We start from the raw sequence: 26,156 nt of genomic DNA on the forward strand, positions 1-26,156 counted from the left end.
AAATAATATGGTTAAGGTATTAACAGCGTGCGGAAATGGCATGGGCTCATCTATGGTGATTAAGATGAAAGTAGAAAATGCTCTGCGAAAATTAGGACAAACAGATTTTACCGTCAATTCTTGCAGTGTTGGAGAAGCAAAAAGCCTTGCTTCTGGTTATGATATTGTCATTGCTTCTCTTCATTTGATTCATGAATTAGACGGACGGACAAATGGTAAATTGATTGGTCTGGATAATCTGATGGATGACAAAGAAATTACTGAAAAATTGTCTCAGGTACTAGAGTGATGAGGACGACTGACCTTGTCATAAGATTGATACAATAGGAAAGGATGAGGGGCTTAGAGCAAACGCTCTAGCCTCATTCACTTAACAAGAATAGAACTTGGACGAAAATGTTAGAACGGATAGGAAGCGGTAGTTTCTTTAGAAAAGGACTTTTTCTTATTCTTATAACTGATGAAAGGAAACATGATGAACCTAAAGCAAGCATTGATTGAAAACAACTCTATTCGTTTAGGTCTTTCTGCTTCAACTTGGCAAGAAGCGGTCAAACTTGCTGTTGACCCTTTGATTGAAAGTGGAGCTGTTAAGCCTGAATATTATGATGCTATCATCGAATCCACAGAAGGATATGGTCCTTACTATATTTTGATGCCCGGTATGGCTATGCCGCATGCACGACCAGAAGCTGGTGTTCAAAGAGATGCTTTCTCTTTGGTGACGTTGAAGGAGCCTGTAACTTTCTCAGACGGAAAAGGCGTGAGTGTTTTGTTAGCTCTTGCAGCAACGAGTTCAAAAATTCATACGAGTGTTGCAATTCCACAAATCATTGCTCTTTTTGAATTGGAAAATTCTATTGATCGTTTGTTAGCTTGTCAAACAGAAGCAGAAGTTCTAGCTTTGATTGATGAGTCAAAAAATAGTCCTTATTTAGAAGGATTGGATTTAGATAGTTAGTAAATGGTTGTGTTTCAATATATTAGAAAATAGAAAGTGAGAAAATGATGTCAAAACATATTCCAAATTTACAAGTTGCACTGGATCATTCCGATTTGCAAGGAGCTATTAAAGCAGCTGTCTCGGTAGGTCATGAAGTAGATGTTATTGAAGCAGGAACAGTTTGCCTCTTGCAAGTCGGCAGTGAGTTGGTAGAAGTGCTGCGTAGTTTATTTCCTGATAAAATCATCGTAGCTGATACTAAATGTGCTGACGCTGGTGGGACAGTTGCTAAAAATAATGCCGTACGCGGTGCGGATTGGATGACTTGCATTTGTTGTGCGACGATTCCAACCATGAAAGCAGCCCTGAAAGCTATACAAGAAGAACGCGGTGAACGCGGTGAAATTCAGATTGAGCTCTACGGTGATTGGACTTATGAGCAAGCTCAGACCTGGTTGGATGCTGGTATCTCGCAAGCCATTTATCACCAATCACGCGATGCCCTTCTTGCCGGCGAAACTTGGGGTGAAAAAGATCTCAATAAAGTTAAGAAATTGATCGAAATGGGCTTCCGTGTGTCTGTGACAGGTGGTTTGAATGTGGATACACTCAAACTCTTTGAAGGAGTGGATGTTTTTACCTTTATTGCTGGACGCGGTATAACAGAAGCTGAAAATCCAGCAGCAGCAGCGCGTGCTTTCAAAGACGAAATCAAGCGAATCTGGGGGTAAGCTATGGCACGTCCAATTGGAATTTATGAAAAGGCGACACCGAAGCATTTTTCTTGGCAAGAACGGTTAGAATTTGCCAAAGAAATGGGCTTTGATTTTGTGGAAATGTCGGTTGATGAGTCAGATGCTCGGCTGGCACGTCTCACTTGGTCCAAAAAAGAACGTCTAGAGCTTGTCAAAGCCATCTATAATACTGGTGTGCGGATTCCCAGCATATGCTTTAGCGGTCATCGGCGTTATCCATTAGGCTCAAACAATCCTGAACTAGAAGCCAAATCGCTTGAAACGATGAAACAATGTATCGAATTAGCACAGGATTTAGGCGTGCGGGTCATTCAATTAGCCGGCTATGATGTTTATTATGAAGAAAAATCACCTGAAACACGCGTTCGTTTCTTAAAAAATCTGCGACGAGCATGTGATTGGGCTGAGCAGGCGCAGGTCATGCTGGCGATTGAAATTATGGATGACCCATTTATCAACAGCATTGAAAAATATCTGGCTGTGGCAAAAGAAATCAATTCGCCTTATCTCTTTGTCTATCCAGATACAGGTAATGTTTCTGCTTGGCATAATGACCTCTGGAGTGAATTTTACCTTGGTCATCAGGCAATTGCTGCGCTGCACTTAAAAGATACCTATGCCGTGACGGAGCATTCTAAAGGGCAATTTCGAGATGTACCTTTTGGCAAAGGTTGTGTCAACTGGGAAGAAATGTTTGCCGTTTTGAAAAAAACCAACTACCAAGGACCGTTTTTGATTGAAATGTGGTCTGAAAATTGTGAAACGGTGGAAGAAACCAAAGCAGCTATCAAAGAAGCGCAGGATTTCCTTTATCCACTCATTGAGAAAGCAGGGTTATGAGAATGTTAGTACCAGAATTACGAGAACGTGTCTATAAAGCCAATATGGAGCTTCCAGAGCATGGTTTGGTGAAATTTACTTGGGGAAATGTTTCGGCGATTGACCGCGAGAAAGGCTTGATTGCCATTAAACCTTCTGGTGTGGCGTATGAAAAATTATCTCCAGAAAATATGGTTGTGACTGATTTGGACGGTAATATTGTCGAAGGAGACCTGAATCCGTCGTCAGATTTGCCGACGCATGTGGAACTGTACAAAGCATTTCCAGAAGTGGGTGGCATTGTTCATACGCACTCGACAGAAGGAGTGGCTTGGGCGCAAGCAGGGCGTGATATTCCTTGTTATGGCACCACGCACGCTGATACTTTCTACGGTTCAATTCCATGCGCTCGTGCCTTGACACCAGAGGAAATCAATGGCGAGTACGAAAAAGAAACTGGGAAAGTCATTATTGAAGAATTTGACAAGCGTGGCTTAGATCCGCTCGCAGTAGCAGGTGTAACCGTCCGCAACCACGGACCATTTGCTTGGGGCAAGGACGAAAAGTCTGCTGTTTATAATGCAGTTGTTCTGGAAGAATCCGCTCGTATGGCACGCTACACAGAAGCTATCAATCCAGAAGTGGCAGAAGTGCCGCAAGATCTCAAAGACAAGCATTACCTGCGAAAACACGGAAAGAATGCTTACTACGGACAGAAAAAATAATTATGAAAAATCAAGGAGGAGGACGACTACCATGATTGAGAGCAGTCATGATGCCGGTTCCTCGCCTTGCTTTTCTCATTTTGCTATGAAAAAGCGCTAAAAATGACCAAAATAACGAATAAATTCTTTCGATTTCATGTGAATGATGTGTGAAAAGATGTTATAATGGTTTGCAATCCCTTTCAAGGAGTAAATGATGATATTATTGGATCAAACAAGTTGTAACTTACTAAAATACCTCATTGAGTTGGAAGAGCCAGAAACGATTATGACCATTTCACGGGCAACCAATCAATCGCGGAGGAAAATCTATTATCATTTAGAAAAAATCAACGATGCTTTAGCGGATGTCGGCGAAGTCATTAGTAGCCGTCCGAGAGTAGGGATTGTCTTAACCGCGTATCAAAAAGAACTTTGCCAAGCGTTATTGGAAGGTGTTGACCCTTATAGCTATGTCATGAGCATGACCGAGCGTATGCAGCTGACTGTGCTTTATATCTGTATTGCTAAGGAACGTGTGACCATTGAAAAACTAATGGAATTGACAGAAGTATCCCGCAATACGGTTCTCAACGATTTGAATGAAATCCGCAATCAGTTGGCTTCGGAGCAGTATCAAGTCAATCTCACTTCCACGAAAGCGCAAGGATATTTTTTAAAGTGTCATCCGCTCAATAAAATCCAATATGTTCATTCTCTCTTGTATCACATTTTTGTAGAGGGAAATCATAGTTTTGTGATGATTTTGACAGAAAAGATAAAAGCATTTATCGGAGAAGATTTACTTTTGTCCGATGATTTACAGGATTTTCTCAATCAAAGAGTGCAAGATGTGGAGCAGGATTTGGGCAAGAAAATCAATCGACATGAAATCAAATTCATGCTGCAAGTTTTACCATATCTGCTGTTGAGCTGCCGCAATATGGCTTTAAATGAGGAAGAACAGGAAGACTTGAAGCGTGAGTTTACCTTGATTCGCAAGCGGATAGAATACCAAGCAGCCAAGAATTTGAATAGTAATTTACAGGCAACATTTGGCTTGCAATTAAATGACATTGAGATTTCTCTCTTAGCCGTTCTTTTGCTTTCTTATCGGAAGGACAGGGATATTCATGCAACCAGTCAAGATTTTGTCCAATTAAAAGAAGCGATTGATGAGTTTATCTGGCGTTTTGAAGTTAGTTCGCACTTTGAAATTGAAAATAAAGAAGATTTGTTGCGGAATTTATTGACGCACTGCAAGGCTCTGCTGTTCCGTAAAACCTACGGAATTGTATCCAAAAATCCATTAACTGCTCAAATCAAGGAAAAATATGCAGAGTTGTTTGCGGTCACCAAGTCTTGCGCTGTGATTTTGGAGGAAGCGTGGCTTATTTCACTAACCGATGATGAGGTGGCTTATCTTGCTCTTCACATGGGTGGATTTTTAAAGCATAATCATGCTGAAAAACGAGATGCTAAACGAATTTATTTAGTTTGTGACGAGGGAGTCGCTGTGCAGAAATTGCTGCTCAAGCAGTGCTTATATCATTTGCCAAATGAAAATTTAGGCGCTGTTTTTACGACAGAGCAATTCAAAAGTGTTGAAGACATTTTAGATGTGGACTTATTGATTACGACAAATGACGGGTTGGAAACTACTTTGCCAACGATACAGGTTCAGCCTATTTTGGACTACGAGGATGTATTGAATATTACTTCTTTTGTGAAAGATCAAGCTCTTTCTACTAAAGGCGTGCGATTTAGTCAAGATTTAGAACGACTTTTGTCACAATACCTCAAGGATTCAACTCGTACACAAGAGTTGAAAAATAAAATTCAAAAGCTTGTAAACGAAGAATTATTATCAACTTCAACAGAAGACTGAAAGAATGGATGACTAGCTAGGGATAGAATTCCCGGCTTTTTTAAGTACTAAAAATAGTCCAATCTTGAACACAGCCTTGTGCTTTATTTGGTCTTTTTTTCTCTCTTAGAGTAGCTTATACTAAAGATAGAAATATAACATTATCTTGAGGAGGAACAATCATGCCAAATGTAAAAGAAATTACAAGAGAATCTTGGATTTTATCCACTTTCCCAGAATGGGGCACTTGGCTCAATGAAGAAATTGAAGAGGAAGTCGTGCCTGAAGGTAACTTTGCTATGTGGTGGTTAGGGAATTGTGGTGTTTGGATTAAGACACCAGGCGGAGCTAATGTGGTCATGGATCTTTGGTCTAACCGCGGAAAATCAACTAAAAAGGTCAAAGATATGGTGCGGGGACATCAAATGGCAAATATGGCAGGCGTACGTAAATTGCAGCCAAATCTGCGCGTGCAGCCAATGGTGATTGATCCATTTATGATTAATGAGTTGGACTATTATCTGGTATCGCATTTTCACAGTGACCATATTGATATCAATACTGCAGCAGCGATTGTCAACAATCCGAAATTGAATCATGTTAAATTTGTCGGACCTTATGAATGTGGCGAAATCTGGAAAAAATGGGGTGTCCCAGAAGAACGTATCATCGTGATTAAACCCGGCGAAAGTTTTGAGTTTAAAGATATTAAAGTATCAGCTGTGGAATCTTTCGACCGAACTTGCTTGGTAACACTTCCAGTTGATGGTGCTGATGCTCAAGATGGTGAACTGAAAGGTCTGCCTGTAACAGATGAAGAAATGGCGCGTAAAGCAGTCAATTACATCTTTGAAACGCCAGGTGGTACAATTTATCATGGTGCAGATTCGCACTTCTCAAATTATTTTGCCAAACACGGAAAAGATTTTAAGATTGATGTGGCTATTAATAACTATGGTGATAACCCAATCGGTATTCAAGATAAGATGACTTCGATTGATTTGCTTCGTATGGCTGAAAACCTTCGTGCCAAAGTTATTATTCCAGTTCATTATGATATTTGGTCTAACTTCATGGCTTCAACGGACGAGATTTTAGCCTTGTGGAAGATGCGTAAAGAGCGCCTCCAATATCAATTCCATCCATTCATCTGGGAAGTCGGTGGTAAATATACCTATCCGCAAGACAAAGACAGGATTGAATATCATCACCCACGTGGCTTTGATGATTGCTTTGAGCATGATTCAAACATTCAATTTAAGGCTTTACTATAAAAAATTAAGTGGGAATTATCCGTATACATTGCGATATGCGGATAATTTTCATATAATGATAGTGTAGAATAATTGCTACTGAAAAGGTAGTATTATAAAAGGAGAATTCAATGTCAAATTTATCTGTCAATGCCATTCGTTTTTTGGGAATTGATGCTATTGAAAAATCAAAATCTGGGCATCCAGGTGTTGTCATGGGCGCAGCACCGATGGCTTATGACTTATTTACCAAGCAAATGCGTGTGAATCCAGAAGTACCAAATTGGGTCAATCGCGATCGTTTTGTTTTATCAGCAGGCCACGGCTCTATGCTGCTCTATGCACTTCTTCACTTGTCTGGTTTTCAAGATGTCACTATGGACGAAATCAAGCACTTCCGTCAATGGGGTTCTAAAACGCCTGGACATCCAGAATTTGGACACACGGCTGGTGTAGATGCGACAACTGGACCCCTTGGTCAAGGAATTTCGATGGCAACTGGTTTTGCGCAAGCAGAACGTTTCCTAGCTGCTAAGTACAACCGTGAAGGCTATAATATCTTTGACCACTATACCTATGTCATCTGTGGTGACGGGGACTTAATGGAAGGTGTGTCTGCTGAAGCGGCTTCTTATGCTGGACTGCAAAAGCTAGATAAGCTCATCGTTCTTTATGATTCAAACGATATCAATTTGGACGGAGAAACGAAGGATTCCTTTACAGAAAGTGTTCGTGACCGTTACAATGCTTACGGTTGGCACACAGCTTTGGTTAAAGACGGAACAGACTTAGAAGCGATCAATGCAGCGATTGAAGCCGCAAAAGTTTCTGGCAAACCTTCCTTGATTGAAGTCAAAACGGTCATTGGCTATGGCTCGCCAAATAAACAGGGAACCAATGCTGTTCATGGGGCTCCTCTTGGTGCAGAAGAAGCAGCCGCTACTCGCAAAGCTCTTTCTTGGGATTACGCACCATTTGAAATTCCAGAAGAAGTCTACGAAGATTATCGAGTTAATGTTGCAGAACGCGGCAAAGCTGCCTATGATGCTTGGGAAAAACTCGTTGAAGAATACAAACAAGCCTATCCTGACTTAGCTGATGAAGTTGCTGCCATTATTGCTGGAAAAGATCCAGTTGAGATCAAACCAGAAGATTTCCCAGTAAAAGAAACAGGTCTTTCACAAGCTACTCGTAATTCTAGCCAAGATGCTTTGAATGCTGCCGCAAAAGTTCTCCCAACTTTCCTTGGTGGCTCTGCTGACCTCGCTCATTCTAATATGACTTACATCAAAGAAGATGGTTTGCAAGATGATGCCCACCGTCTTAACCGCAATATTCAATTCGGTGTGCGTGAATTTGCTATGGGGACTATTTTGAATGGTATGGCACTTCACGGAGGACTTCGTGTTTATGGCGGTACGTTCTTTGTCTTCTCAGACTATGTTAAAGCGGCTGTTCGCTTGTCAGCTCTGCAAGGTTTGCCTGTGACCTATGTCTTTACACATGACTCAATCGCAGTTGGTGAAGACGGTCCAACTCATGAGCCAATTGAGCATTTAGCAGGACTTCGTGCCATTCCAAACCTCAATGTTTTGCGTCCAGCAGATGCGCGTGAAACGCAGGCCGCTTGGTACTTGGCGCTGAAGAGCAAAACAACCCCGACAGCTCTTGTTCTCACGCGTCAAAACTTGACTGTTGAAGCTGGAACAGACTTTGACAAGGTAGCGAAAGGCGCCTATGTTGTGTATGAGACAACAGATGGTTTTGATACAATCCTTCTAGCATCTGGTTCTGAAGTCAACTTAGCTGTTGCAGCTGCAAAAGAGTTAGAAGCGCAAGGAGAAAAGGTTCGCGTTGTCAGCGTACCGTCAACAGACATCTTTGATGCACAAGACGCTGCTTACAAAGAAGCAATTTTACCAAATGCAGTTCGTCGCCGTGTTGCAATCGAAATGGCTGCAACCCAGTCTTGGTACAAATATGTCGGACTTGACGGAGCTGTTATCGGCATTGACAAATTCGGTGCTTCTGCCCCAGCTGCTAAGGTAATGGAAGAATATGGCTTCACCGTTGCTCATGTCGTAGAAGTTGTGAAAAATTTGAAATAGTAACTATCAAGAAGAACCGAGGCTTGCTTTGCTTCGGTTTTTCTAACTAGAAATGCTATAATGAAAATAGGAAATTTTAGCTTGGAGGTGTGAAGATGACAAAGGAAAGTATGATTTATCAGCTGTTGAATGAATTGAAAATTTCTTATGATCGTCTGGATCATGAACCAATTTCTTCCGTTATTGAGGCTGCTGAAAAGGGAATTGTCCTACCGGGGCAACAGGTCAAAAATCTCTTTTTGAAAAATAAAAAGGGGCGTCAATTTTATTTGGTCATTTTGCGGGACGAAAAAACGGCAGATATCAAGCATTTGGCAGAAATCCTTGATGAAAAACGATTATCATTTGCCAATGATAAGGAGCTGGAGGAGCTTTTACAGGTAGAACCAGGTGCGGTTACACCTTTTGGGTTGCTTTTTGATAAGGAAAAGAAAGTCCAGCTGATTGTGGACGAGGAGGTTGATCCGAACTTGACCGTGGGTTTTCATCCTTTTGTCAATACAACAACGCTCAATATCGCTTATGCTGACTTTTTACGTTTTTTGGAAAAAGCAGAGCATACTGTCAAAAGAATTCGCTGCTAGTCAGACTTAAGGAGGAATCCTTTTAGAAATTTCAGCCCCTCCTTGTAAATTCTCTAGGAATCTGCTATAGTAGATAATATATGAAATCTAAAGGAGACTAAAATGGGTAACGGTTTTTCAATTTTAATCATGTTGGTTGTGATGATGGGCTTGATGTTCTTCATGCAACGTTCTCAAAAGAAACAAGCAGACAAACGGATGGAAAGCTTGAACAAACTACAAAAAGGATATGAAGTTATCACAATTGGTGGCTTGTATGGTACGGTTGATGAAGTTGATACTGAAAAGAAAACAGTTGTTCTTGATGTAGACGGTGTTTACTTGACATTTGAATTAACAGCTATCAAGACCGTATTACCTCTCACAGAGGGAATCACAGCAGTTGCTGGTGCAGACGGAAGTGTTGATATGTCAGAAGATACAGCTATTGAAGAAGAATAGTAGTGTTTTAAGCTAGAAAAAGGGATTGGAGTTTCTCCAGTTCTTTTTATTTTTGTTTGAAAGGTTTCTTTTACAACTTATAAGAATAATTCTTTTACTACTTTGACGTTGTCAATTAGCTATTTTGATGCCAAAGCTAACTAAGTAACAAATATTCCCTTAGCAGAATAGGAATTTAAAAAAGATAAAGTATTTAATTTTTATCGTAAAATAATGTGAAAAAGAAGTTGGAGCCAAAAATTTCTATGTTTCGGCTTCTTTTTTATCTGAAATTTAGCATAAATCCCATTTTTAGAGGATTTATGATATAATGAAATGTAAAACTTTATTAGGAAAACAAGCAGATGTTTAGTTTTAAGAAAAAAGAAAAAATTGAAGTTCCATTACAAATACCGAGACATATCGGTATTATTATGGACGGGAATGGTCGTTGGGCTAAAAAGAGAATGCAGCCGCGCGTTTTCGGACACAAGTCTGGAATGGAAGCTTTGCAAAACGTTACCATTGCAGCTAAAGAGTTGGGTGTCCAAGTATTGACGGTTTACGCTTTCTCCACAGAAAATTGGTCGCGTCCTGAAAAAGAAGTCAGCTTTATCATGAACTTGCCGGTTGAATTTTACGACCGTTATGTGCCTGAGTTGCATAGAAATAACGTAAAAATTCAAATGATTGGGGATACGGAGCGGCTGCCTAAGGCAACGTATGATGCGCTTTGCAAGGCAGAAGAATTAACGCGGCTCAACACAGGCTTGATTCTGAATTTTGCCTTGAATTATGGTGGCCGTGCTGAGATTGTTCAGGCGGTTAAAATGATTGCTCAAGATGTGTTAGATGCCAAGTTCAGTCCGGGTGAGATTGATGAAGAGATGATTGCCAATTATCTACAAACCAGCAATCTACCTCGATTATTGCGCGATCCGGATTTGGTCATTCGGACGAGCGGAGAATTGCGTTTGAGTAATTTTTTGCCTTGGCAAAGTGCATATAGTGAGCTGTATTTTACAGATATTTTATGGCCGGATTTTGATGAGAAAGCTTTGAAAGCAGCTATTGAAGAATATAGTAAACGAAATCGTCGCTTTGGTGGTGTGTAGGAGAATTTATGGATAAGGATTTACAAAGACGTGTTATTTTTGGCGGAGTGGCACTTGCTATCTTCATTCCAGTTTTGATGATAGGAGGGGCGCTTCTGCAAATTGGAATGGGGCTTCTAGCCATGTTGGGTGTTCATGAATTGCTGCAAATGAAAGGGCTGAGAAGTACCACGCTAGAAGGTATTTTAGCCATGTTGGCAGCTTTTGTGTTGACGATTCCACTCGAAAACTATTTGAAATTTTTGCCGGTAGACGGAAATGTTGTAGCCTATAGTTTAGTTGTTTTTCTTCTATTAGGCTCAACTGTTCTAGGGAAAAATTACAGTTTTGAAGATGCGGCTTATCCAATCGCTGCGAGTTTTTACGTGGGGATTGGCTTCAATGCTTTGCTAGATGCACGGGTGGCTGGTTTTGACAAAGTGCTCTTAGCCTTGTTTATCGTCTGGGCAACGGATAGCGGAGCTTACTTGGTCGGACGGAGATATGGCGTACGTCGCTTGGCTCCTCATGTTTCTCCAAATAAAACTATTGAGGGCAGTCTAGGGGGCATTGCTTCAGCAGTCCTTGTAACATTTGTTTTCATGTTGTTTGATAGAAACGTTGCCGCACCTCATCATATGTTTGTCATGCTTCTTTTCACAGTATTCTTTAGTATTGCAGGACAGTTTGGGGACTTGGTAGAAAGTGCGATTAAGCGCCATTTTGGAGTCAAAGATTCTGGTAAATTTATACCCGGACATGGTGGTGTGTTAGATCGTTTTGACAGCATGCTGTTTGTCTTTCCCTTGATGCATTTCTTTGGATTGTTCTAATGAGAAGGATAAAATGAAGTGAGACAGACTAACGTGATTGTTTTATAGTCACTCACTGAAAAATGAAATCTGAGAAGATGACGTAAAGAATCAATATTTCGCAAGAAATTGATTTTGTCATTTCACTTTATGCAGTTGACTAGGGGTTGGTCGTCATACCTTGCGTAGCAAGGGATTAGAACTGCCACTCAGCAGTGATTGGCACTAAAGGACCTAATCAATTGTGCATGGGAATTCTAAATTGACTAAAGTTAACAGAGTTTCTCATTACTGCGTTTTGTTGTAAAAATAATTATTGTAAGAGTCTGGGAAACGTTCCTTCCAGCTTCTTTGTGAATGAACTTTATAAGGAAATCTTAAGCCGAGTGAAGTAATCTTGATTTGCTGGGTACAATTCAGTAAGATGATCATGTCAGAAAGTAGAAAGGTTGGTGTAATGCAGTCTGGTATTATAGGAATTATCACCTTTATCATTGTTTTTGGAATTATTGTAGTTGTTCATGAGTTTGGACATTTCTATTTTGCGAAAAAATCGGGCATTTTGGTGCGGGAGTTTGCTATTGGAATGGGCCCGAAAATTTTTGCTCATATCGGAAAAGACGGCACGGCCTATACTATTCGGATGTTACCGCTGGGTGGCTATGTTCGTATGGCTGGTTGGGGTGAAGATTCGACCGAGATTAAAACCGGAACACCTGCTAGTTTGACTTTAAATGAGGCAGGCAAGGTCGTCCGAATCAACCTTTCGGGCAAGAAAATTGATCAAACTGCTCTGCCGATGAATGTGACGGGCTTTGATTTAGAAAACAAGCTGGAAATCACTGGTTTAGTATTAGAAGAACAAAAGACCTATGCGGTTGACCATGATGCAACAATCGTAGAAGAAGACGGCACAGAGGTTCGGATTGCTCCGCTTGATGTGCAGTATCAAAATGCTAGTTTAGGCGGGCGCCTCATTACCAACTTTGCAGGACCGATGAACAATTTCATTTTGGGGATTGTAGCTTTTCTGTTGTTGATTTTCATGCAGGGTGGCGTTGCCAATCCCAATACAAATCACATTCGTGTCTTACAGGACGGTGCCTTGGCACAAGCTGGTGTAAAAAATAACGACCAGATTTTAAAAGTTGGTCAAGCCGAAATTAAGAATTGGTCGGATTTGACCCAAGCTGTTCAGTCTGAGACGAAAAACAGTAAAGGGCAATCAGAACTAAATGTGACGGTTAAAAGCGGAAATAAAGTTCGAGAGCTGACAGTTAAGCCTAAAAAAGAGCAAGGAAGATATCTATTAGGAGTGATGCCGGGCTTGAAATCAGATTTTCCGTCTATGATCGCGGGTGGGTTTAGCATGGCTTGGAACGCTAGTTTCCGCATCTTTGACGCTTTAAAAAATTTAATTTTCCACCCAGACATCAATAAACTAGGCGGACCTGTGGCGATTTACAAAGCTAGTAGTGACGCTGCTAAAGGTGGAATTGAAAGTGTTATCGCTCTCTTAGCTATGCTCTCTCTGAATATTGGTATTTTTAATCTCATTCCTATCCCAGCGCTTGACGGTGGAAAGATTGTGCTCAATCTTCTTGAAGCCATTCGTCGCAAGCCATTAAAGCAGGAAACAGAAACCTATGTTACTTTAGCAGGTGTCGCCATTATGGTGGTGTTGCTGATTGCAGTGACCTGGAATGATATTATGAGAACCTTCTTTTAAAAGGTGAATTCTAAATAATAAATAAAAGGAAGAATTTATGAAACAAAGTAAAATGTTAATCCCAACACTACGTGAAATGCCTAGTGATGCACAAGTCATCAGTCATGCACTTATGCTGCGTGCGGGCTATGTCCGCCAAATTTCAGCAGGTGTTTACTCTTACTTACCATTGGCTAATCGCGTGATTGAAAAAGTAAAAAAAATCATGCGAGAAGAATTTGAAAAAATCGGTGCAGTCGAAATGTTAGCTCCAGCCCTCCTTAGTGCCGACCTTTGGCGTGAATCAGGTCGTTATGATACCTACGGTGAAGATCTCTATAAGTTAAAAAATCGCGAAGGTTCAGATTTTATCTTGGGGCCCACTCATGAAGAAACATTCACCGCAATTGTACGGGATTCTGTAAAATCTTATAAGCAATTACCGCTTAATCTTTATCAGATTCAGGCTAAATACCGTGATGAAAAGCGTCCTCGCAATGGCTTATTGCGGACACGTGAATTTATCATGAAAGATGGTTATAGTTTCCATGCTAATTACGATAGTTTGGATGTGACTTATGATGCGTATAAGACTGCTTACGAGAATATTTTTACACGAAGTGAGATTGATTTCAAAGGGATTATCGGTGACGGCGGTGCTATGGGTGGGAAAGATAGCCAAGAATTTATGGCGATTACACCCGATCGTACAGATCTTACGCGCTGGGTTGTCTTGGATAAGTCAGTCACTAGCTTTGATGAAATTCCGACAGACGTTCAAGAAGCAATCAAAGAAGAATTGACGAGCTGGTTGGTGTCTGGTGAAGATACTGTTGTTTATTCGAGTGAGTCAGGATATGCTGCAAACCTTGAAATGGCAACAAATGAATACAAACCAAGCAATCGTGTCGTGGCAAAAGAGGAATTAACGCGTGTAGAAACCCCAGATTGCAAGTCAATTGATGAAGTCGCTGCTTTTCTTCATGTTGATGAAAGTCAAACGATCAAAACCTTGGTTTACATTGCTGACGAAAAGCCTATCGTGGCTCTGCTTGTCGGAAATGATCAACTGAATGAAGTGAAGTTGAAAAATTATCTAGGTGCCGATTTCTTTGAACCGGCAAGCGAAGAAGAAGTTCGTGAACTGTTTGGAGCAAACTTTGGATCTCTTGGACCCGTTCATCTTCCAGAAGATGTTCAAATCATTGCAGACCGCAAGGTGGAGGACGTTCACAATGCAGTTGCTGGTGCGAATGAAGACGGTTATCATTTGACAGGTGTCAATCCAGGGCGAGACTTCACAGCAGAATATGTAGATATTCGCGAGGTGCGTGAAGGAGAAGTTTCACCAGACGGACAAGGCGTTTTGAAATTTGCACGCGGCATTGAAATTGGACATATCTTTAAATTAGGAACTCGTTATTCAGAAAGCATGAATGCGACGGTTTTAGATGAAAATGGTCGTGCAGTTCCTGTCGTAATGGGCTGCTATGGTATTGGTGTTAGTCGCCTCTTATCAGCTGTTATGGAGCAACATGCACGTCTCTTTGTCAATAAAACGCCAAAAGGAGACTATCGCTATGCTTGGGGGATCAATTTTCCAAAAGAATTGGCGCCGTTTGATGTGCATCTAATCCCTGTAAATGTCAAAGACGAGGAAACTCTTGCCTTGACAGAACAACTAGAAGCAGAGCTGGTCAAAGCTGGCTACGAAGTTTTGACAGATGACCGTAACGAACGCGCTGGTGTGAAATTCAGTGACAGTGACTTGATTGGTTTACCGATTCGTGTGACTGTTGGGAAAAAAGCAGCTGACCGCATCGTTGAAGTCAAAATCAAAGCGACAGGTGATACCATTGAAGTTCATGTTGACAATCTTCTTGAAACACTTGCAATCTTAACGAAGAAAGACAAATAAATAGGTCTGAAATAAGAACTAAATTATCATTCAAAAACAGACAAAATCTTAATTGGAGATAATCCAAAAGAGATTTTGTCTGTTTTTTTGAGTTGTCACTTTACGTCGACTTGTCGGTGTGGGACAAAGAATGACTGCTAAGGGAAATGTGTTTTATTTTTCTTTCATTTTTTACTATTTGAAGATAAAAAATAACTTTTTAGGGCATCTTCCGAGGAAACCTTTAAAATATTTTATACTAAAAAGGTAAAAAAGGAGTTGAAATGAGAAAGATAAAAAATATTCTTCAAATGAGTTTGCTAATCGTTTTGACACAGATTACTTTGGTCTTGCTGACGACACCCTTGCCAAAATCATTAACTTTTCAGCAGTCCAGTTTTGTATTTTTGTTCATTTTATTTTTTGCTGGCTTGCTTTATTTTCGCTATTTTTCCAGAGAATTAACAAATTTTAAATCAGAGATCTTAGCGGCTCGTTACTGGCCCCTACTGCGATTATCCTATCTCATGATGGTATTTATCAATGCTATAGGAGCTTATCTGATGATATTGGAGGGGATGACAGCAGCGTCAGAAGGTCAACAACTGCTCCTGAGCCTGTTTGTCCACTCGTATCTTTTCTTATTAGGTGTTGATATAGTAGCTCTCGTGCCTGAGGTGCGGTCATTCATTATTCATTTTTTTGTGTCAAAAGGTCAAGCACGAACGAGTTTTGTGATAGGGAGTTTGTTGTTTATCCTTTTACGAAATCCAGCTGATTTAACTTGTTTTATTGTTTATACAGGTTTAGGGAGTTTACTTTCTTTCTTGATTTCCAAGCCAACTCTTCGTTTGGAATTTTCCATTTTCAGTCATTTGGTGCGCAATAGCTTTTCTCTTCTTTTCTTGATTATTTTTTGGTAAATTATTTTGTAGAAATCCCACTTCTATGATAAAATGAGAGCATTATAGATTGGATGAGAAGAGCAATGATACAAAAAGAAAAACAGTTAGAATGGTTGCAGCAGCACCAAACAAAAGAGCCACATTTGGGCTTAGAAAGAGTGCGACGACTATTAGCATTGCGAGGCAATCCTCATTTACAAATATCAGTCATTCATGTGGCAGGTACCAATGGAAAAGGCTCAACGATTGCACATTTACGTCAGCTATTGCAAGCAAAGAAACTGCGTGTAGGAACGTTTACATCGCCTTATCTTCTTAACTATAATGAGCAAATTGCAATCAATGGTTTGCCTATTTCAGGCGAAGACTTTTATTCTTTGTTGCAATCTTATCAAGAGTTATTAAAAAAGCAGGCAGATGATACGATATTGCAGGAAATAACAGAGTTTGAGATTATTACGGCATTGGCTTATGATTATTTCTGCCAGCAAGAGGTAGATGTGGTCATAATGGAAGTAGGTCTGGGTGGTTTATTGGACAGTACCAATGTGTGTCAACCGGTTTTGACAGCTATTACGACAATCGGACTAGATCACACAGCTATTTTAGGTACGACATTAGAAGACATTGCCAAGCAAAAAGCGGGAATTATCAAGCAAGGTGTGCCGGTAGTGACAGGGAAGATTTCTTCAGAAGCACTGGCAGTTATTCACACTATTGCTCAGCAATGTCAGGCACTCCACATACGATATAAGAAAGATTATCAGGTGGAGTCTGTGCAAGGCTTAGAAGAGGGAGAAAAATTTCGTTTTTCAAATGCCTTTCGACGAGAAGAGGACTATCAAACTGTTCTTTTGGGCGTTCATCAGGTTGAGAATGCGGGACTGGCAATTGAACTGTGTGATCAATATTGCAGCTTGAAAGGTTTACCATTGTTGAGTGAAAATGAGGTGCGACAGGCATTGAAACGAACGTATTGGCCTGCTCGCTTGGAGAAAATTTCAAAAGCACCCTTGATCTTGCTGGACGGGGCGCACAATCCTCATGCACTGAAAGCTCTGCTTGCTTCCCTAGAAAGCCATTTTCCAGATTATCAAAAAACGATTTTATTTACATGTATTCAAACTAAGGCGTTGGATGAAATGCTTGCTTTACTAAAAATGGTTCCCACATCTCGCGTACTTTTGACAACTTTTGAGGATTCACGGAGTTTTTCAACAGGAGAAATGCAATGTTTGGCAAAGCAAGAAAAGTTAGCATATGTAGAGTGGTTGCCTTATTTGGAGCAATACAAAAAAGCCAAGCATGGAGAGAAAGAGCTGCTGCTTATCACAGGCTCCCTCTATTTCCTTGCAGAAGTCAGAAAATATCTACTGAATGATAGATAAAAAATAATTTTCTAACTAAATAAAATATGATAGAATAAAAGAGCAATTCATTTGCACAGAGTAAGTGGTCTGCGTTAAGTGTGTATGGATGGGATGTTGCCATACAACGAAACATTTGTGCGGTAGGCCATTGCATCCGCTGTCATTTTGACGGCTCCCGAAAGAAAAGGAGCGAATATGAAAAAAAACTCGCCAAAGTTATCGGTGCAACTATTGGTTGCCCTCGCAATGATTGTGGCTCTTTGTTTTGTCTTAGAGAAGTTTTCAATCTTTGTCATCCCTCGTTTGCTGAAGCTGAGTCCAGCTTTTATCGGTTATACCCTTATGGGAAGTGTCGCTGGTCCGATTTTATCTGGTCTGGTTTCTGCCGTATATGATATGCTTTCCTTTTTCTTTTTGAGTCAGGGACAACCATTCATTATCTGGTTTACATTGATTGAAGCCTTGCAAGGTATTCTCTATGGTTATTTCTTTTATGGCAAAGAATTACGATTTGAACGGAAGAAAGACTGGCTTTGGGTGACGCTAGCAACTATCGCTGTTATGGGAGTGGGGACCTTTACTTTAACGCCCTTAGCTCTCCGTTTACAATATGGAGTACCCTTTGTTGCACTATACGCTACTCGGGCATGGTCTGTTTTTGAAATTCCTTTACGAGTAGTTGTGACAATGCTCATTGTTCCACAGTTGCAACGAATCCCCGAATTACGTAAGTTAATGGGATTAAACAATAAGTAAAAAAATGAGAGCAGAAAAAGGCTGAGACATCACTGTCCACAGCCTTTTCAAATATGCACTTTTTAATAGTTTTTAATCAAATCAACAGTTGAGCGATCCAACTTCTTAACCAGAGCTTGTAAGAAAGCTTGAGCTTGGAGGAAGTCGTCCATTGCATAGAGTGTTTGATGAGAATGAATGTAACGTGCACAAACACCAATAGTTGTAGAAGGCACACCACCGTTTTTGAGATGAGCGGCGCCGGCATCAGTTCCACCTTTGCCACAGTAGTATTGGTATTTGATACCTGCTTCTTCTGCGGTTGTCAAAAGGAAATCTTTCATATTTGGCAACATGAGGTGACCTGGGTCAAAGAAACGAATCAGAGTCCCTTCTCCGATAGCTCCTTGATCTCCGTAAATGTCGCCAGCAGGCGAACAGTCTACTGCAAAGAAAACTTCTGGGTCAAACTTAGTCGTTGAAACATGGGCTCCACGCAAGCCGACTTCTTCTTGGACATTGGCTCCAACATAGAGTTCATTGCCAAGTTTTTGTCCAGCTAGAGCTTGAACCAGTTCACTCACCATGAGGACGCCGTAACGATTATCCCAAGCTTTAGAAATGACATTTTTGCCGTTGACTGTGAGGATAGCGGAACTGTCTGGCACAATCGTGTCACCGGGACGAATCCCGTAGCTTTCAGCTTCCGCTTTGTCAGCAAACCCACCGTCAAAAACGATGTCTTCAATCCTTGGTAGACTTGGTCCACCTGTTCCACGTGTCAAATGCGGTGGAATGGAGCCTGAAATAACAGGAATTTCGTCTCCTGTATGAGTAAATAATTTAAAGCGTTGGCTGCTGACAACCAGTGGATTCCAACCTCCGATTTGAACGACTCGGAAAGTTCCGTCTGCTCTGATTTCACTCACCATGAAGCCAACTTCATCCATATGCGCAGCTACCAAGACACGCGGTGCATCAGTAGCTTTTGAATGCTTCACTCCAAAAATACCCCCTAAGCCGTCTGTTATAACTTCATCTACGTGGGGAGTGATTTTTTCATGCAAATACTTGCGAACAGGTGCTTCGTGCCCTGAAACGGCAGCAATTTCTGTTACTTCTTTGATTTTTGAAAATAATTCTGACATCTTTAACCTTCTTTCTGTTCTTATTTTATCATTTTCTATCATAGTTGGGTAGCATTCAAAGATAAAAAACAGTAGTGTTTCGATTTGTCCCAATTTATCTTTTGTGTTAAAATATTGTCATGAAAGCTAAAAAGATTCTATTAACAACGGCTGCACTTGCAGGAGTAGGGATTGCAGCTTATGCGACTAAAAAAACGTTGGACGAACGAAAAGAAGCTGAGCAGCGTGAGCAATTAGTTGCTGACATTCGGAAAAGGTTATCTGAATTAGGTCCAATTGCTACACTGTACGTGCAATTATATAAGTCAGATGAGCATCGATTAGTTGGTGGTGTGGTGTATGAAGATAATCGACACCTCACATTTGTGTATGAAAACGGTGAATTGACCTATGAGGAAGAACAATGATTATTCCAGCAAATATAGAAGAATTAGCAACATTAGTAAATCGTGAAGGAAAAACTGTTTTCCTTTTCACAGCTGACTGGTGTGGAGATTGTCGTTTTATTAAACCTTTTTTGCCTGAGATTGAAGCAGAAAATCCTGATTTTACCTTTGTTGAGGTCAATCGTGACGATTATATGGAAGTTGCCAAAAAGTGGGATGTGTATGGGATTCCTAGCCTAGTAGTCCTAGAAAATGGACAAGAAATTGGCCGTTTTGTTAATCGCGAGCGAAAAACGCAGACGCAAATCAATGAATTTTTAGCCCAGTTAAACTGAAGATATAGGAGAAATAATGATTTTTGCATATAATAAAGAGCATGTGGGTGACGTGCTAATGGTGGTTGTTGAAGACGGTCAAGCTGCTAAGTTAGCTGCTGAACGCAAGGGCAACGTAGCGCGTGTTTATCGTTTGGACAATGGAGAAACGGTTGCTTGGAATATTTTTCAGATTTCTAATCTTGTTAATATTACCGAACGCGGTCAAGTCTTTTTGACAGATGAAGAAATTTCAATTCTGAATCAAGAATTGAGCCAAGCAGGTTTTGAGCCAGAATTGGTCAATGACCTTGAGCCGAAATTTGTGGTTGGTGAAATTGTGGAAATGGTAGCTCATCCAGATAGTGACCACCTTAATATTTGTCAAGTAAAAGTAGCAGCAGATAAAGTGGTTCAAATCGTAGCAGGTGCGCCTAATGCTAAAGTAGGTCTCAAGACGATTGTGGCATTACCTGGTGCTATGATGCCAAAAGGAAACTTGATTTTTCCTAGTGAGCTGCGTGGAGAAGAGAGTTTTGGTATGATGTGTAGTCCTCGCGAATTGCAGCTGCCAAACGCTCCGCAAAAACGTGGGATTATTGAATTAGCAAGTTCGGAAGTAGTAGGAACAGCCTTTGATCCAACTAAGCATTGGCAAGAGTAAAATAGAAATTAAGTTTTAATCGTGAATTTTCACGATTTTTTTCTTTTCTCTTACGAATAAATAGTTAGGAGGAAAACAAAATGTATAATAAAGTAATTTTAATCGGTCGCTTGGTGAATACACCAGAGTTAAACAAAACAGCTAATGATAAATCTGTGGCGCGTGCAACACTTGCGGTCAATCGTCGCTACAAAGGACAAAATGGTGAACGAGAAGCAGACTTCGTCAATGTCGTTGTTTGGGGCAAGTTAGCCGAAACATTGGCAAGTTATGCAAGTAAAGGCAGCTTGATTTCACTAGACGGCGAACTTCGCACTCGCCGTTATGAGAAAGACGGAGTGACGCATTATGTCACAGAAGTGCTTTGCAATGGTTTCCAGCTATTAGAAAGCCGTGCACAGCGAGCTCTTCGTGAGAATAATGCAGGTGCAGACTTGGCAGATTTGCTTCTGGAAGAAGAGGAATTGCCATTTTAATAAAGATAAGCTAGGCTGGACAACATCCAGTCTATTTGTCTCTAGTCAGCGAAAAAGTTAGCATTTTATGCTTTCAATAATGTATGAACAATATGGGAAAGATAGAAGTTAACAGTCTGAGAATTGCATTTAGTTTTAACTTGAGTTTAAAAACAAGGAAGTTAGAGGGATTTTTCAAGTTTTTTACACTTCTTTTTCTTGGCGAGGTTTTGCTTTTTTGTATAAATATAATATAATAAACCTAGATGAAACCGAGTTTTCTGTTTAAGATTGCTGTTGATAAGGAGAAAAAATGGGAGCAGGTAAAGGACAAAAGCAATATCGCTATTATCGTAAATATCTATTATTTTTTCTGTTTGTCCTTGTATTGGCTGGCTTAGTTTTCCTCTATGTAAAAGGGAATTCATCAGATAGCAAGCAGGTCAAGATAGGTGCGACCTATATGACGATGAACAATGATTTTTATAAAACCTTAAATGCTGAAATTGAGAAAAAAACGAATCAACAAGGAAGTCGGCTTTATGTGCGAGACCCAGAATTAGACGAAGATAAGCAAAGCCAACAGATTGATTATTTTATTCAAGAAAGAGTAAATGTGATTGTTATAAACCCAGTTAAGAGTGACAGTCCAAAGATTCTGACTTCTTTAAATAAAGCCAGAAAAGCGGGAATCAAGATTATTGTCGTGGATGCACCTGTTAGCAAAGATGCTAAAGTTGATACTACTATTGTGTCAGACAATTATCAAGCTGGTGTGCTGATAGCTAAAGACATGATGAAACGTTTGTCAAGTGCGAATATCTTACTGTTGGAACATCATAACGCTGTGTCTGCGATGGATCGGATTCAAGGATTTTTAGATACGATTAAAGGGCATCCTGCTTATCAGGTGGTTTCTGAGCGGGAAACATTGGGGCAAACGGAAGAAAGTATGCCTCAAGTAAAAAAAGCATTGAACGAAGGAATGCAATTTAACGTCGTGATGTCTTTAAATGATCGTGCTGCTATCGGAGCTCTCGCGGCTATAAAAGATCAAGGTGTGACAGATAAGATCACAATTTATGGCGTAGATGGCTCGCCTGATATTAAGAATTTCCTTACCAACACCAATGATATTCAAGGAACGGTTGCTCAGTCTCCGATTCAAATGGGCAGAAAGGTGACAGAAGTGATTGAGCGCATGATGAAGCATCAAGCCTACAAAGAGGAATATCTCATTCCTGTTCATTTGGTGAATAAAGATAACATCGGGCAATATACAATTACAGGGTGGCAATAATGAGACGAAATAAAAGTATTTTTTATAGCAAAATTGCCTTAATGGTCATCAATTTTATTGCTATTGTTTATAATGCGTCTATCTATCTTTTTGCGACGAATTACGTGGTTGCAAAAGGCTATGCTCATTCACTGCTAGGACGTTTGGATGCTATCCCAGGCTCGCCGAGCTTTAGTTTTTGGATGTCGATTGCCTTTTATGCTTGCTTATTGTTGGTTTTTTATTACCGTGAGAAGCATCCAAATCAGCTATCTGTTTATGATAAAGTAACTATTATTGAGATTTTGCTGATGTTGGTTATTTTTGCTGTCTTGCATTCTTCTTATAATGGTCTGATTCTATTGGTTTTTGCGGATATTTTTTACGGTTCTAAGGAATTTAACACCTCCAAAGATCGGAAATATTGGTTTTCTTTTATCGTTTTGAGCTTTAGTATGTTGCTCGTATCCAACTATGACTTGATGTCGCTTTTTGTTAAATTGCCTTCGTTAGATACTTATATTCGCTTTTGTCCAGAATCGATTCGCATGGTCCTCCTTTTTGGAAAGAATTTTCTCTTTTCACTAAATCTGGTTGTCTTTATGATTTCTTTGCTATTCTATATTTTATCTGCAATGACCGAAAAGCACCATATTGAAGAAGAGCTGCGGATGGCAGCGCAAGCCAATCGTGAGTTAAATAGTTATTTAGCCTTATCTGAAAAAATTGCGGAAGACCGTGAAAGAAAGCGGATTGCCAGAGAAATCCATGATACATTAGGGCATGCTTTGACAGGAATTTCAGCTGGGATTGATGCGGTTAAGGTTTTGGTGGATATTGACAAAAATCGTGCTAAGGAGCAGTTAGAAAATGTTTCTGTGGTTGTGCGAGACGGTATCCGTGATGTGCGAGGCTCGCTCAATAAAATGCGTCCCGGCGCTCTAGAAAACAATAGTTTAAAAGAAGCACTGCTTAAAATTATTCGAGAGTACGAAGCCATTTCTAATTTAGAAATCCGTTTTCTCTATGAATGGGACACGATTGATTTGGACGTCGCAAAAGAGGACATTGTCTTTCGGGTGATTCAAGAATCCATTACAAATTCGGTGCGGCATGGACACGCCAAGACGATTTGGATTGAATTATTGGAAAAAGAAAATTATATCATGACCATTCAAGATGACGGGGTCGGCTTTGACGAGCTTCACTATGGTTATGGTCTCAAACAAATGCAGGAGCGTTTGGCGATTATTGGTGGGAGTGTTCATTTTGAAAATCGCAACGGTTTCTATACTCATATTGAAATTCCGAAAATAGGAGGAAAGAATGATTAAAGTTTTAATTGCAGATGATCAAGCCTTGATTCGTGAGTCTTTACAAATTATTTTATCGGCTCATTCAGATATTGAAGTGGTGGGAACAGTCGGTGACGGTAAGGAAGTGCTCGAAAAACTTCACCATATACATCCAGATGTGATTTTGATGGACATTCGAATGCCTGTTATGGATGGCGTTCTCTGTACAAAAGCGGTCAAGGAGCACTATCCAGATATCAAAATTATCATTTTAACAACTTTTGATGACGATGATTTCATTTTTTCAGCATTGAAATACGGAGCTTCTGGTTACATTTTAAAAGGAGTTTCTACTGAAGAATTGTATCAAGCTATTCAAACGGTTCACAAAGGCGGAGCTATGATTAATCCGAACATTGCTAGCAAAGTGTTTAAAATCTTTTCACAAATGGCGCAGTCGAATTTTGCAATTTCTGTTGCGGAAGAAAATGTAGAAGACATGAGTCAGACTGAGTGGAAGATTATTCAGCAGATTGGCTTTGGAGTATCAAACAAGGAAATTGCAGCGAAGTTGTTCTTGTCTGAAGGGACAGTGCGGAATTACTTGTCAGGTATTCTGACGAAATTAAATTTGCGAGATCGCACGCAATTAGCTATTTGGGCTGTGCAGACAGGTGTTACCCAACGTGATTTTAGTAAGGACAATGACAAATGAAGTGGCGGATGAGGTATTTGACGATGTTCGTCTCGGCTCTCCTTTTAGTGGCCCTTAGCTTTGTTTTATGGACTTCCAATCAAAAAAAGATTTTGCGAATTGGAGTGTATGCAGGCAGTAGCTGGGACGTTCCGAATAGTCGTGAGAATAGAGTGTTAGACAATATTATTCACCAATTTGAAAAGTCACATCCCAACGTCAAAGTTGTCTATGAGAGCGGCATTCCTAAAAAGGACTATGATAATTGGCTAGCAGAAAAGATTCTAAAAGGTGAGCAGGCAGATGTTTTTATGGTGCCTGAAAATGATTTTTCTATGTTGGCATCTTCTGGGGCTTTTAAATCCTTAGATTCTTTGATTAGTAAGGAAGAAGCCGCGGCTTACTATCCAGTTGCCTACCAAGCCGGGCAATATCAGGGGAACAGTTATGCTTTGCCGATTGAAAGTAACCCTGTCATGATGTGTGTCAATAAGGATTTGCTGGAAAAAGAAGGCATTTCAATTCCTGACTCTAATTGGACTTTAGAGGATTTATATGCGATTTGTCAAAAAGTAACAAAGGATACAGATGGTGACGGTCTGATTGACCAGTATGGCATTACGGATTATACCTGGAAGCAGGCCTTAGTAGCTTATAATGGTCATCTGAGAAATCAAAGTGGTGTTAATGTTGATAGCGCAGAAATGCATCAAGCGTTGTCCTTTATCAGCAAATTAACTTCATTGAATCAACGGTACAAGGTAACATCAAATGATTTTGATGAAGGCAAGGTTGCTTTTTATCCTATGAGTTTGGCGCAATATCGGACTTATAAACCTTATCCTTATCATGTAGCAAAGTATTCTAGATTTTCTTGGACTTGTATTCCTATGCCAGCTGCTAAAGCAGGCATTCCTGCAACACAAGTGAAAACGTCCCTTTTTGCCATGTCTTCAAAGACAAAACAAGATAAATTAGCTTGGGAGTTTATGAAATTGCTGTGTCAAAATCAAAAAAATCAGCAAGAACTATTTGCAAAGTCACAAGGGACTTCTGTCTTAACATCAGTTGTCAAAAGCAGTCAGACGAAAAAGATTTTACAGGCAGATGACTTTGGATTGGATTCGCTGACATCGCAACGACTGGATCATATGATGAAGCATTCGGTGTTAGATATTAGCAGAGACTTAGATTATCATTCTTTGGAACGCCTAGATTATTTACTAGGAAATGCTCTCAAAAACAATGAAATAGACAGTATCTTACCAAGCATTCAAAGGGAAATAGAAGAAACAGGCAAATAGAGATTTAACGAAGAATAAATATCAAAATAGTCAGATGAGAGATTGAGCTCAAAGCTGGCTATTTTTCTTTTGAAAAACTATATGACATTTGTCATATTTTAACTAACAAATGTCATCTTTACAAAGTGACATTTGACAATGTGAAACCGGTTCCATATTTAGTAAAATAAGGCTAGGAAATGAAGGAGGAAAGAACATGAAATATCTAGTACTAGTCAGTCATGGTGGACTAGCAGAAGGTGTGCAAAGCTCTTTGAGGATGTTCGCTGGGGATAAGACCGACCAAGTCATTGCAGTAGGTCTGAAAGAGGGCAAATCCGTTGATGATTTCGCTCTTGACTTTCGTCAAGCATTAGCCGGTCTTAGCACAGAAGATACGGTTTTGGTGTTGGCAGACATTGTCGGAGGAAGTCCTTTGACGACAGCTTGCAACGTTTTGTCAGAACTTGGTAAGTTAAACACGGCAGTCGTACTTGGTGGTCTCAATTTGACAATGGCACTCACAGGCTTAGTAATGAAAGATATGTTGGAAGGAAAAGACTTGGCACAAGCCATTCTCTCAGAAGCATCCGCAGCTCTGCAAGAATTTGATGTGACTGCTAGTGATAAAGATGACGAAGATGACATTTAAGAAGAAATAAAA

Annotated in this window: 27 protein-coding genes and 1 riboswitch; of the genes, 26 read left to right on the forward strand and 1 reads right to left on the reverse strand. The window is 40.2% G+C overall.

Going from position 1 to position 26,156, the window contains the following annotated elements; translation table 11 throughout:
• The first annotated feature begins 7 nt into the window (after nt 1-7).
• The 17 genes from EL079_RS08860 (at nt 8) to EL079_RS08940 (ending at nt 17,995) form a co-directional block, all read left to right on the forward strand.
• Entirely contained in the window at nt 8-289 is a 282-nt protein-coding gene (locus EL079_RS08860) for a PTS sugar transporter subunit IIB (protein WP_003032305.1), read from the forward strand.
• A 186-nt stretch (nt 290-475) separates the two neighbouring features.
• Nucleotides 476-961 (forward strand): PTS sugar transporter subunit IIA, encoded by a 486-nt coding sequence (locus tag EL079_RS08865; RefSeq protein ID WP_003032306.1) that lies wholly within the window; start codon nt 476-478, stop codon nt 959-961.
• A gap of 47 nt (nt 962-1,008) precedes the next feature.
• Nucleotides 1,009-1,674: a 3-keto-L-gulonate-6-phosphate decarboxylase UlaD gene (locus EL079_RS08870; RefSeq protein ID WP_003032302.1), complete on the forward strand. Its 666-nt coding sequence runs from the start codon at nt 1,009-1,011 to the stop codon at nt 1,672-1,674.
• Between the two features lie 3 nt (nt 1,675-1,677).
• The gene (locus EL079_RS08875; protein WP_003032300.1) at nt 1,678-2,538 is read left to right on the forward strand and encodes an L-ribulose-5-phosphate 3-epimerase; all 861 of its coding nucleotides are present in this window, start codon (nt 1,678-1,680) and stop codon (nt 2,536-2,538) included.
• Nucleotides 2,539-2,540: 2 nt separating this feature from the next.
• Nucleotides 2,541-3,242: an L-ribulose-5-phosphate 4-epimerase gene (locus EL079_RS08880; protein WP_003032281.1), complete on the forward strand. Its 702-nt coding sequence runs from the start codon at nt 2,541-2,543 to the stop codon at nt 3,240-3,242.
• 196 nt (nt 3,243-3,438) lie between these two features.
• Nucleotides 3,439-5,109, forward strand: a complete 1,671-nt coding sequence (locus EL079_RS08885; protein ID WP_003032288.1) for a BglG family transcription antiterminator — start codon at nt 3,439-3,441, stop codon at nt 5,107-5,109.
• A gap of 161 nt (nt 5,110-5,270) precedes the next feature.
• Nucleotides 5,271-6,362: an L-ascorbate 6-phosphate lactonase gene (gene ulaG / locus EL079_RS08890; RefSeq protein WP_003032301.1), complete on the forward strand. Its 1,092-nt coding sequence runs from the start codon at nt 5,271-5,273 to the stop codon at nt 6,360-6,362.
• 110 nt (nt 6,363-6,472) lie between these two features.
• Nucleotides 6,473-8,449 (forward strand): transketolase, encoded by a 1,977-nt coding sequence (gene tkt, locus EL079_RS08895; RefSeq protein WP_003032304.1) that lies wholly within the window; start codon nt 6,473-6,475, stop codon nt 8,447-8,449.
• Between the two features lie 95 nt (nt 8,450-8,544).
• A complete protein-coding gene (locus EL079_RS08900; protein WP_003032284.1) occupies nt 8,545-9,033 on the forward strand; it encodes a prolyl-tRNA synthetase associated domain-containing protein in 489 nt (162 codons plus the stop codon).
• Nucleotides 9,034-9,135: 102 nt separating this feature from the next.
• Nucleotides 9,136-9,474, forward strand: a complete 339-nt coding sequence (gene yajC, locus EL079_RS08905; RefSeq protein WP_003026971.1) for a preprotein translocase subunit YajC — start codon at nt 9,136-9,138, stop codon at nt 9,472-9,474.
• A 344-nt stretch (nt 9,475-9,818) separates the two neighbouring features.
• Nucleotides 9,819-10,568 (forward strand): isoprenyl transferase, encoded by a 750-nt coding sequence (locus EL079_RS08910; protein ID WP_003032297.1) that lies wholly within the window; start codon nt 9,819-9,821, stop codon nt 10,566-10,568.
• A gap of 8 nt (nt 10,569-10,576) precedes the next feature.
• The gene (locus tag EL079_RS08915; RefSeq protein WP_003032283.1) at nt 10,577-11,380 is read left to right on the forward strand and encodes a phosphatidate cytidylyltransferase; all 804 of its coding nucleotides are present in this window, start codon (nt 10,577-10,579) and stop codon (nt 11,378-11,380) included.
• Nucleotides 11,381-11,816: 436 nt separating this feature from the next.
• Nucleotides 11,817-13,088: an RIP metalloprotease RseP gene (rseP, locus tag EL079_RS08920; protein WP_003032287.1), complete on the forward strand. Its 1,272-nt coding sequence runs from the start codon at nt 11,817-11,819 to the stop codon at nt 13,086-13,088.
• Between the two features lie 37 nt (nt 13,089-13,125).
• Nucleotides 13,126-14,985, forward strand: coding sequence for a proline--tRNA ligase (locus EL079_RS08925; protein WP_003032290.1), 1,860 nt, complete (start codon nt 13,126-13,128; stop codon nt 14,983-14,985).
• Nucleotides 14,986-15,248: 263 nt separating this feature from the next.
• Nucleotides 15,249-15,887 (forward strand): CPBP family intramembrane metalloprotease, encoded by a 639-nt coding sequence (locus EL079_RS08930; RefSeq protein ID WP_003030873.1) that lies wholly within the window; start codon nt 15,249-15,251, stop codon nt 15,885-15,887.
• Between the two features lie 65 nt (nt 15,888-15,952).
• On the forward strand, nt 15,953-17,257 hold the full coding sequence (locus tag EL079_RS08935; protein WP_003030856.1) for a bifunctional folylpolyglutamate synthase/dihydrofolate synthase: 1,305 nt from the start codon (nt 15,953-15,955) through the stop codon (nt 17,255-17,257).
• Nucleotides 17,258-17,311: 54 nt separating this feature from the next.
• Nucleotides 17,312-17,401, forward strand: a riboswitch (THF riboswitch).
• 33 nt (nt 17,402-17,434) lie between these two features.
• Nucleotides 17,435-17,995 (forward strand): folate family ECF transporter S component, encoded by a 561-nt coding sequence (locus EL079_RS08940; protein WP_018543594.1) that lies wholly within the window; start codon nt 17,435-17,437, stop codon nt 17,993-17,995.
• Between the two features lie 62 nt (nt 17,996-18,057).
• Here EL079_RS08940 and pepA read toward each other — a convergent pair whose 3' ends face one another.
• Nucleotides 18,058-19,122, reverse strand: a complete 1,065-nt coding sequence (pepA, locus tag EL079_RS08945) for a glutamyl aminopeptidase (RefSeq protein WP_003030888.1) — start codon at nt 19,120-19,122, stop codon at nt 18,058-18,060.
• A 119-nt stretch (nt 19,123-19,241) separates the two neighbouring features.
• Between pepA and EL079_RS08950 the strand changes: the two genes are divergently transcribed.
• The 9 genes from EL079_RS08950 (at nt 19,242) to EL079_RS08990 (ending at nt 26,144) form a co-directional block, all read left to right on the forward strand.
• Entirely contained in the window at nt 19,242-19,529 is a 288-nt protein-coding gene (locus EL079_RS08950; protein ID WP_003030900.1) for a DUF4651 domain-containing protein, read from the forward strand.
• A complete protein-coding gene (locus tag EL079_RS08955; protein ID WP_003030917.1) occupies nt 19,526-19,843 on the forward strand; it encodes a thioredoxin family protein in 318 nt (105 codons plus the stop codon). The genes EL079_RS08950 and EL079_RS08955 overlap by 4 nt, the downstream gene beginning before the upstream one ends.
• 16 nt (nt 19,844-19,859) lie before the next feature.
• Entirely contained in the window at nt 19,860-20,486 is a 627-nt protein-coding gene (gene ytpR, locus EL079_RS08960; RefSeq protein WP_003030886.1) for a YtpR family tRNA-binding protein, read from the forward strand.
• Between the two features lie 80 nt (nt 20,487-20,566).
• Nucleotides 20,567-20,962 carry a single-stranded DNA-binding protein gene (locus EL079_RS08965; RefSeq protein WP_003028522.1) on the forward strand — a complete coding sequence of 132 codons (396 nt, stop codon included), beginning with the start codon at nt 20,567-20,569 and terminating at the stop codon, nt 20,960-20,962.
• 292 nt (nt 20,963-21,254) lie between these two features.
• Complete coding sequence (locus EL079_RS08970; RefSeq protein ID WP_003030919.1) at nt 21,255-22,241, forward strand: sugar ABC transporter substrate-binding protein; 987 nt, start codon at nt 21,255-21,257, stop codon at nt 22,239-22,241.
• On the forward strand, nt 22,241-23,554 hold the full coding sequence (locus tag EL079_RS08975) for a sensor histidine kinase (protein WP_003030861.1): 1,314 nt from the start codon (nt 22,241-22,243) through the stop codon (nt 23,552-23,554). Before EL079_RS08970 ends, EL079_RS08975 begins: the two co-directional genes overlap by 1 nt.
• Nucleotides 23,547-24,230, forward strand: a complete 684-nt coding sequence (locus tag EL079_RS08980; protein ID WP_003030916.1) for a response regulator transcription factor — start codon at nt 23,547-23,549, stop codon at nt 24,228-24,230. Before EL079_RS08975 ends, EL079_RS08980 begins: the two co-directional genes overlap by 8 nt.
• Nucleotides 24,227-25,513: an ABC transporter substrate-binding protein gene (locus EL079_RS08985; RefSeq protein ID WP_026248189.1), complete on the forward strand. Its 1,287-nt coding sequence runs from the start codon at nt 24,227-24,229 to the stop codon at nt 25,511-25,513. Before EL079_RS08980 ends, EL079_RS08985 begins: the two co-directional genes overlap by 4 nt.
• Nucleotides 25,514-25,709: 196 nt before the next feature.
• Nucleotides 25,710-26,144, forward strand: coding sequence for a PTS sugar transporter subunit IIA (locus tag EL079_RS08990; RefSeq protein ID WP_003030881.1), 435 nt, complete (start codon nt 25,710-25,712; stop codon nt 26,142-26,144).
• The last annotated feature ends 12 nt before the right edge of the window (nt 26,145-26,156 follow it).

It is taken from the genome of Streptococcus anginosus, assembly GCF_900636475.1.
GTDB classification, from domain to species: Bacteria; Bacillota; Bacilli; order Lactobacillales; family Streptococcaceae; genus Streptococcus; species Streptococcus anginosus.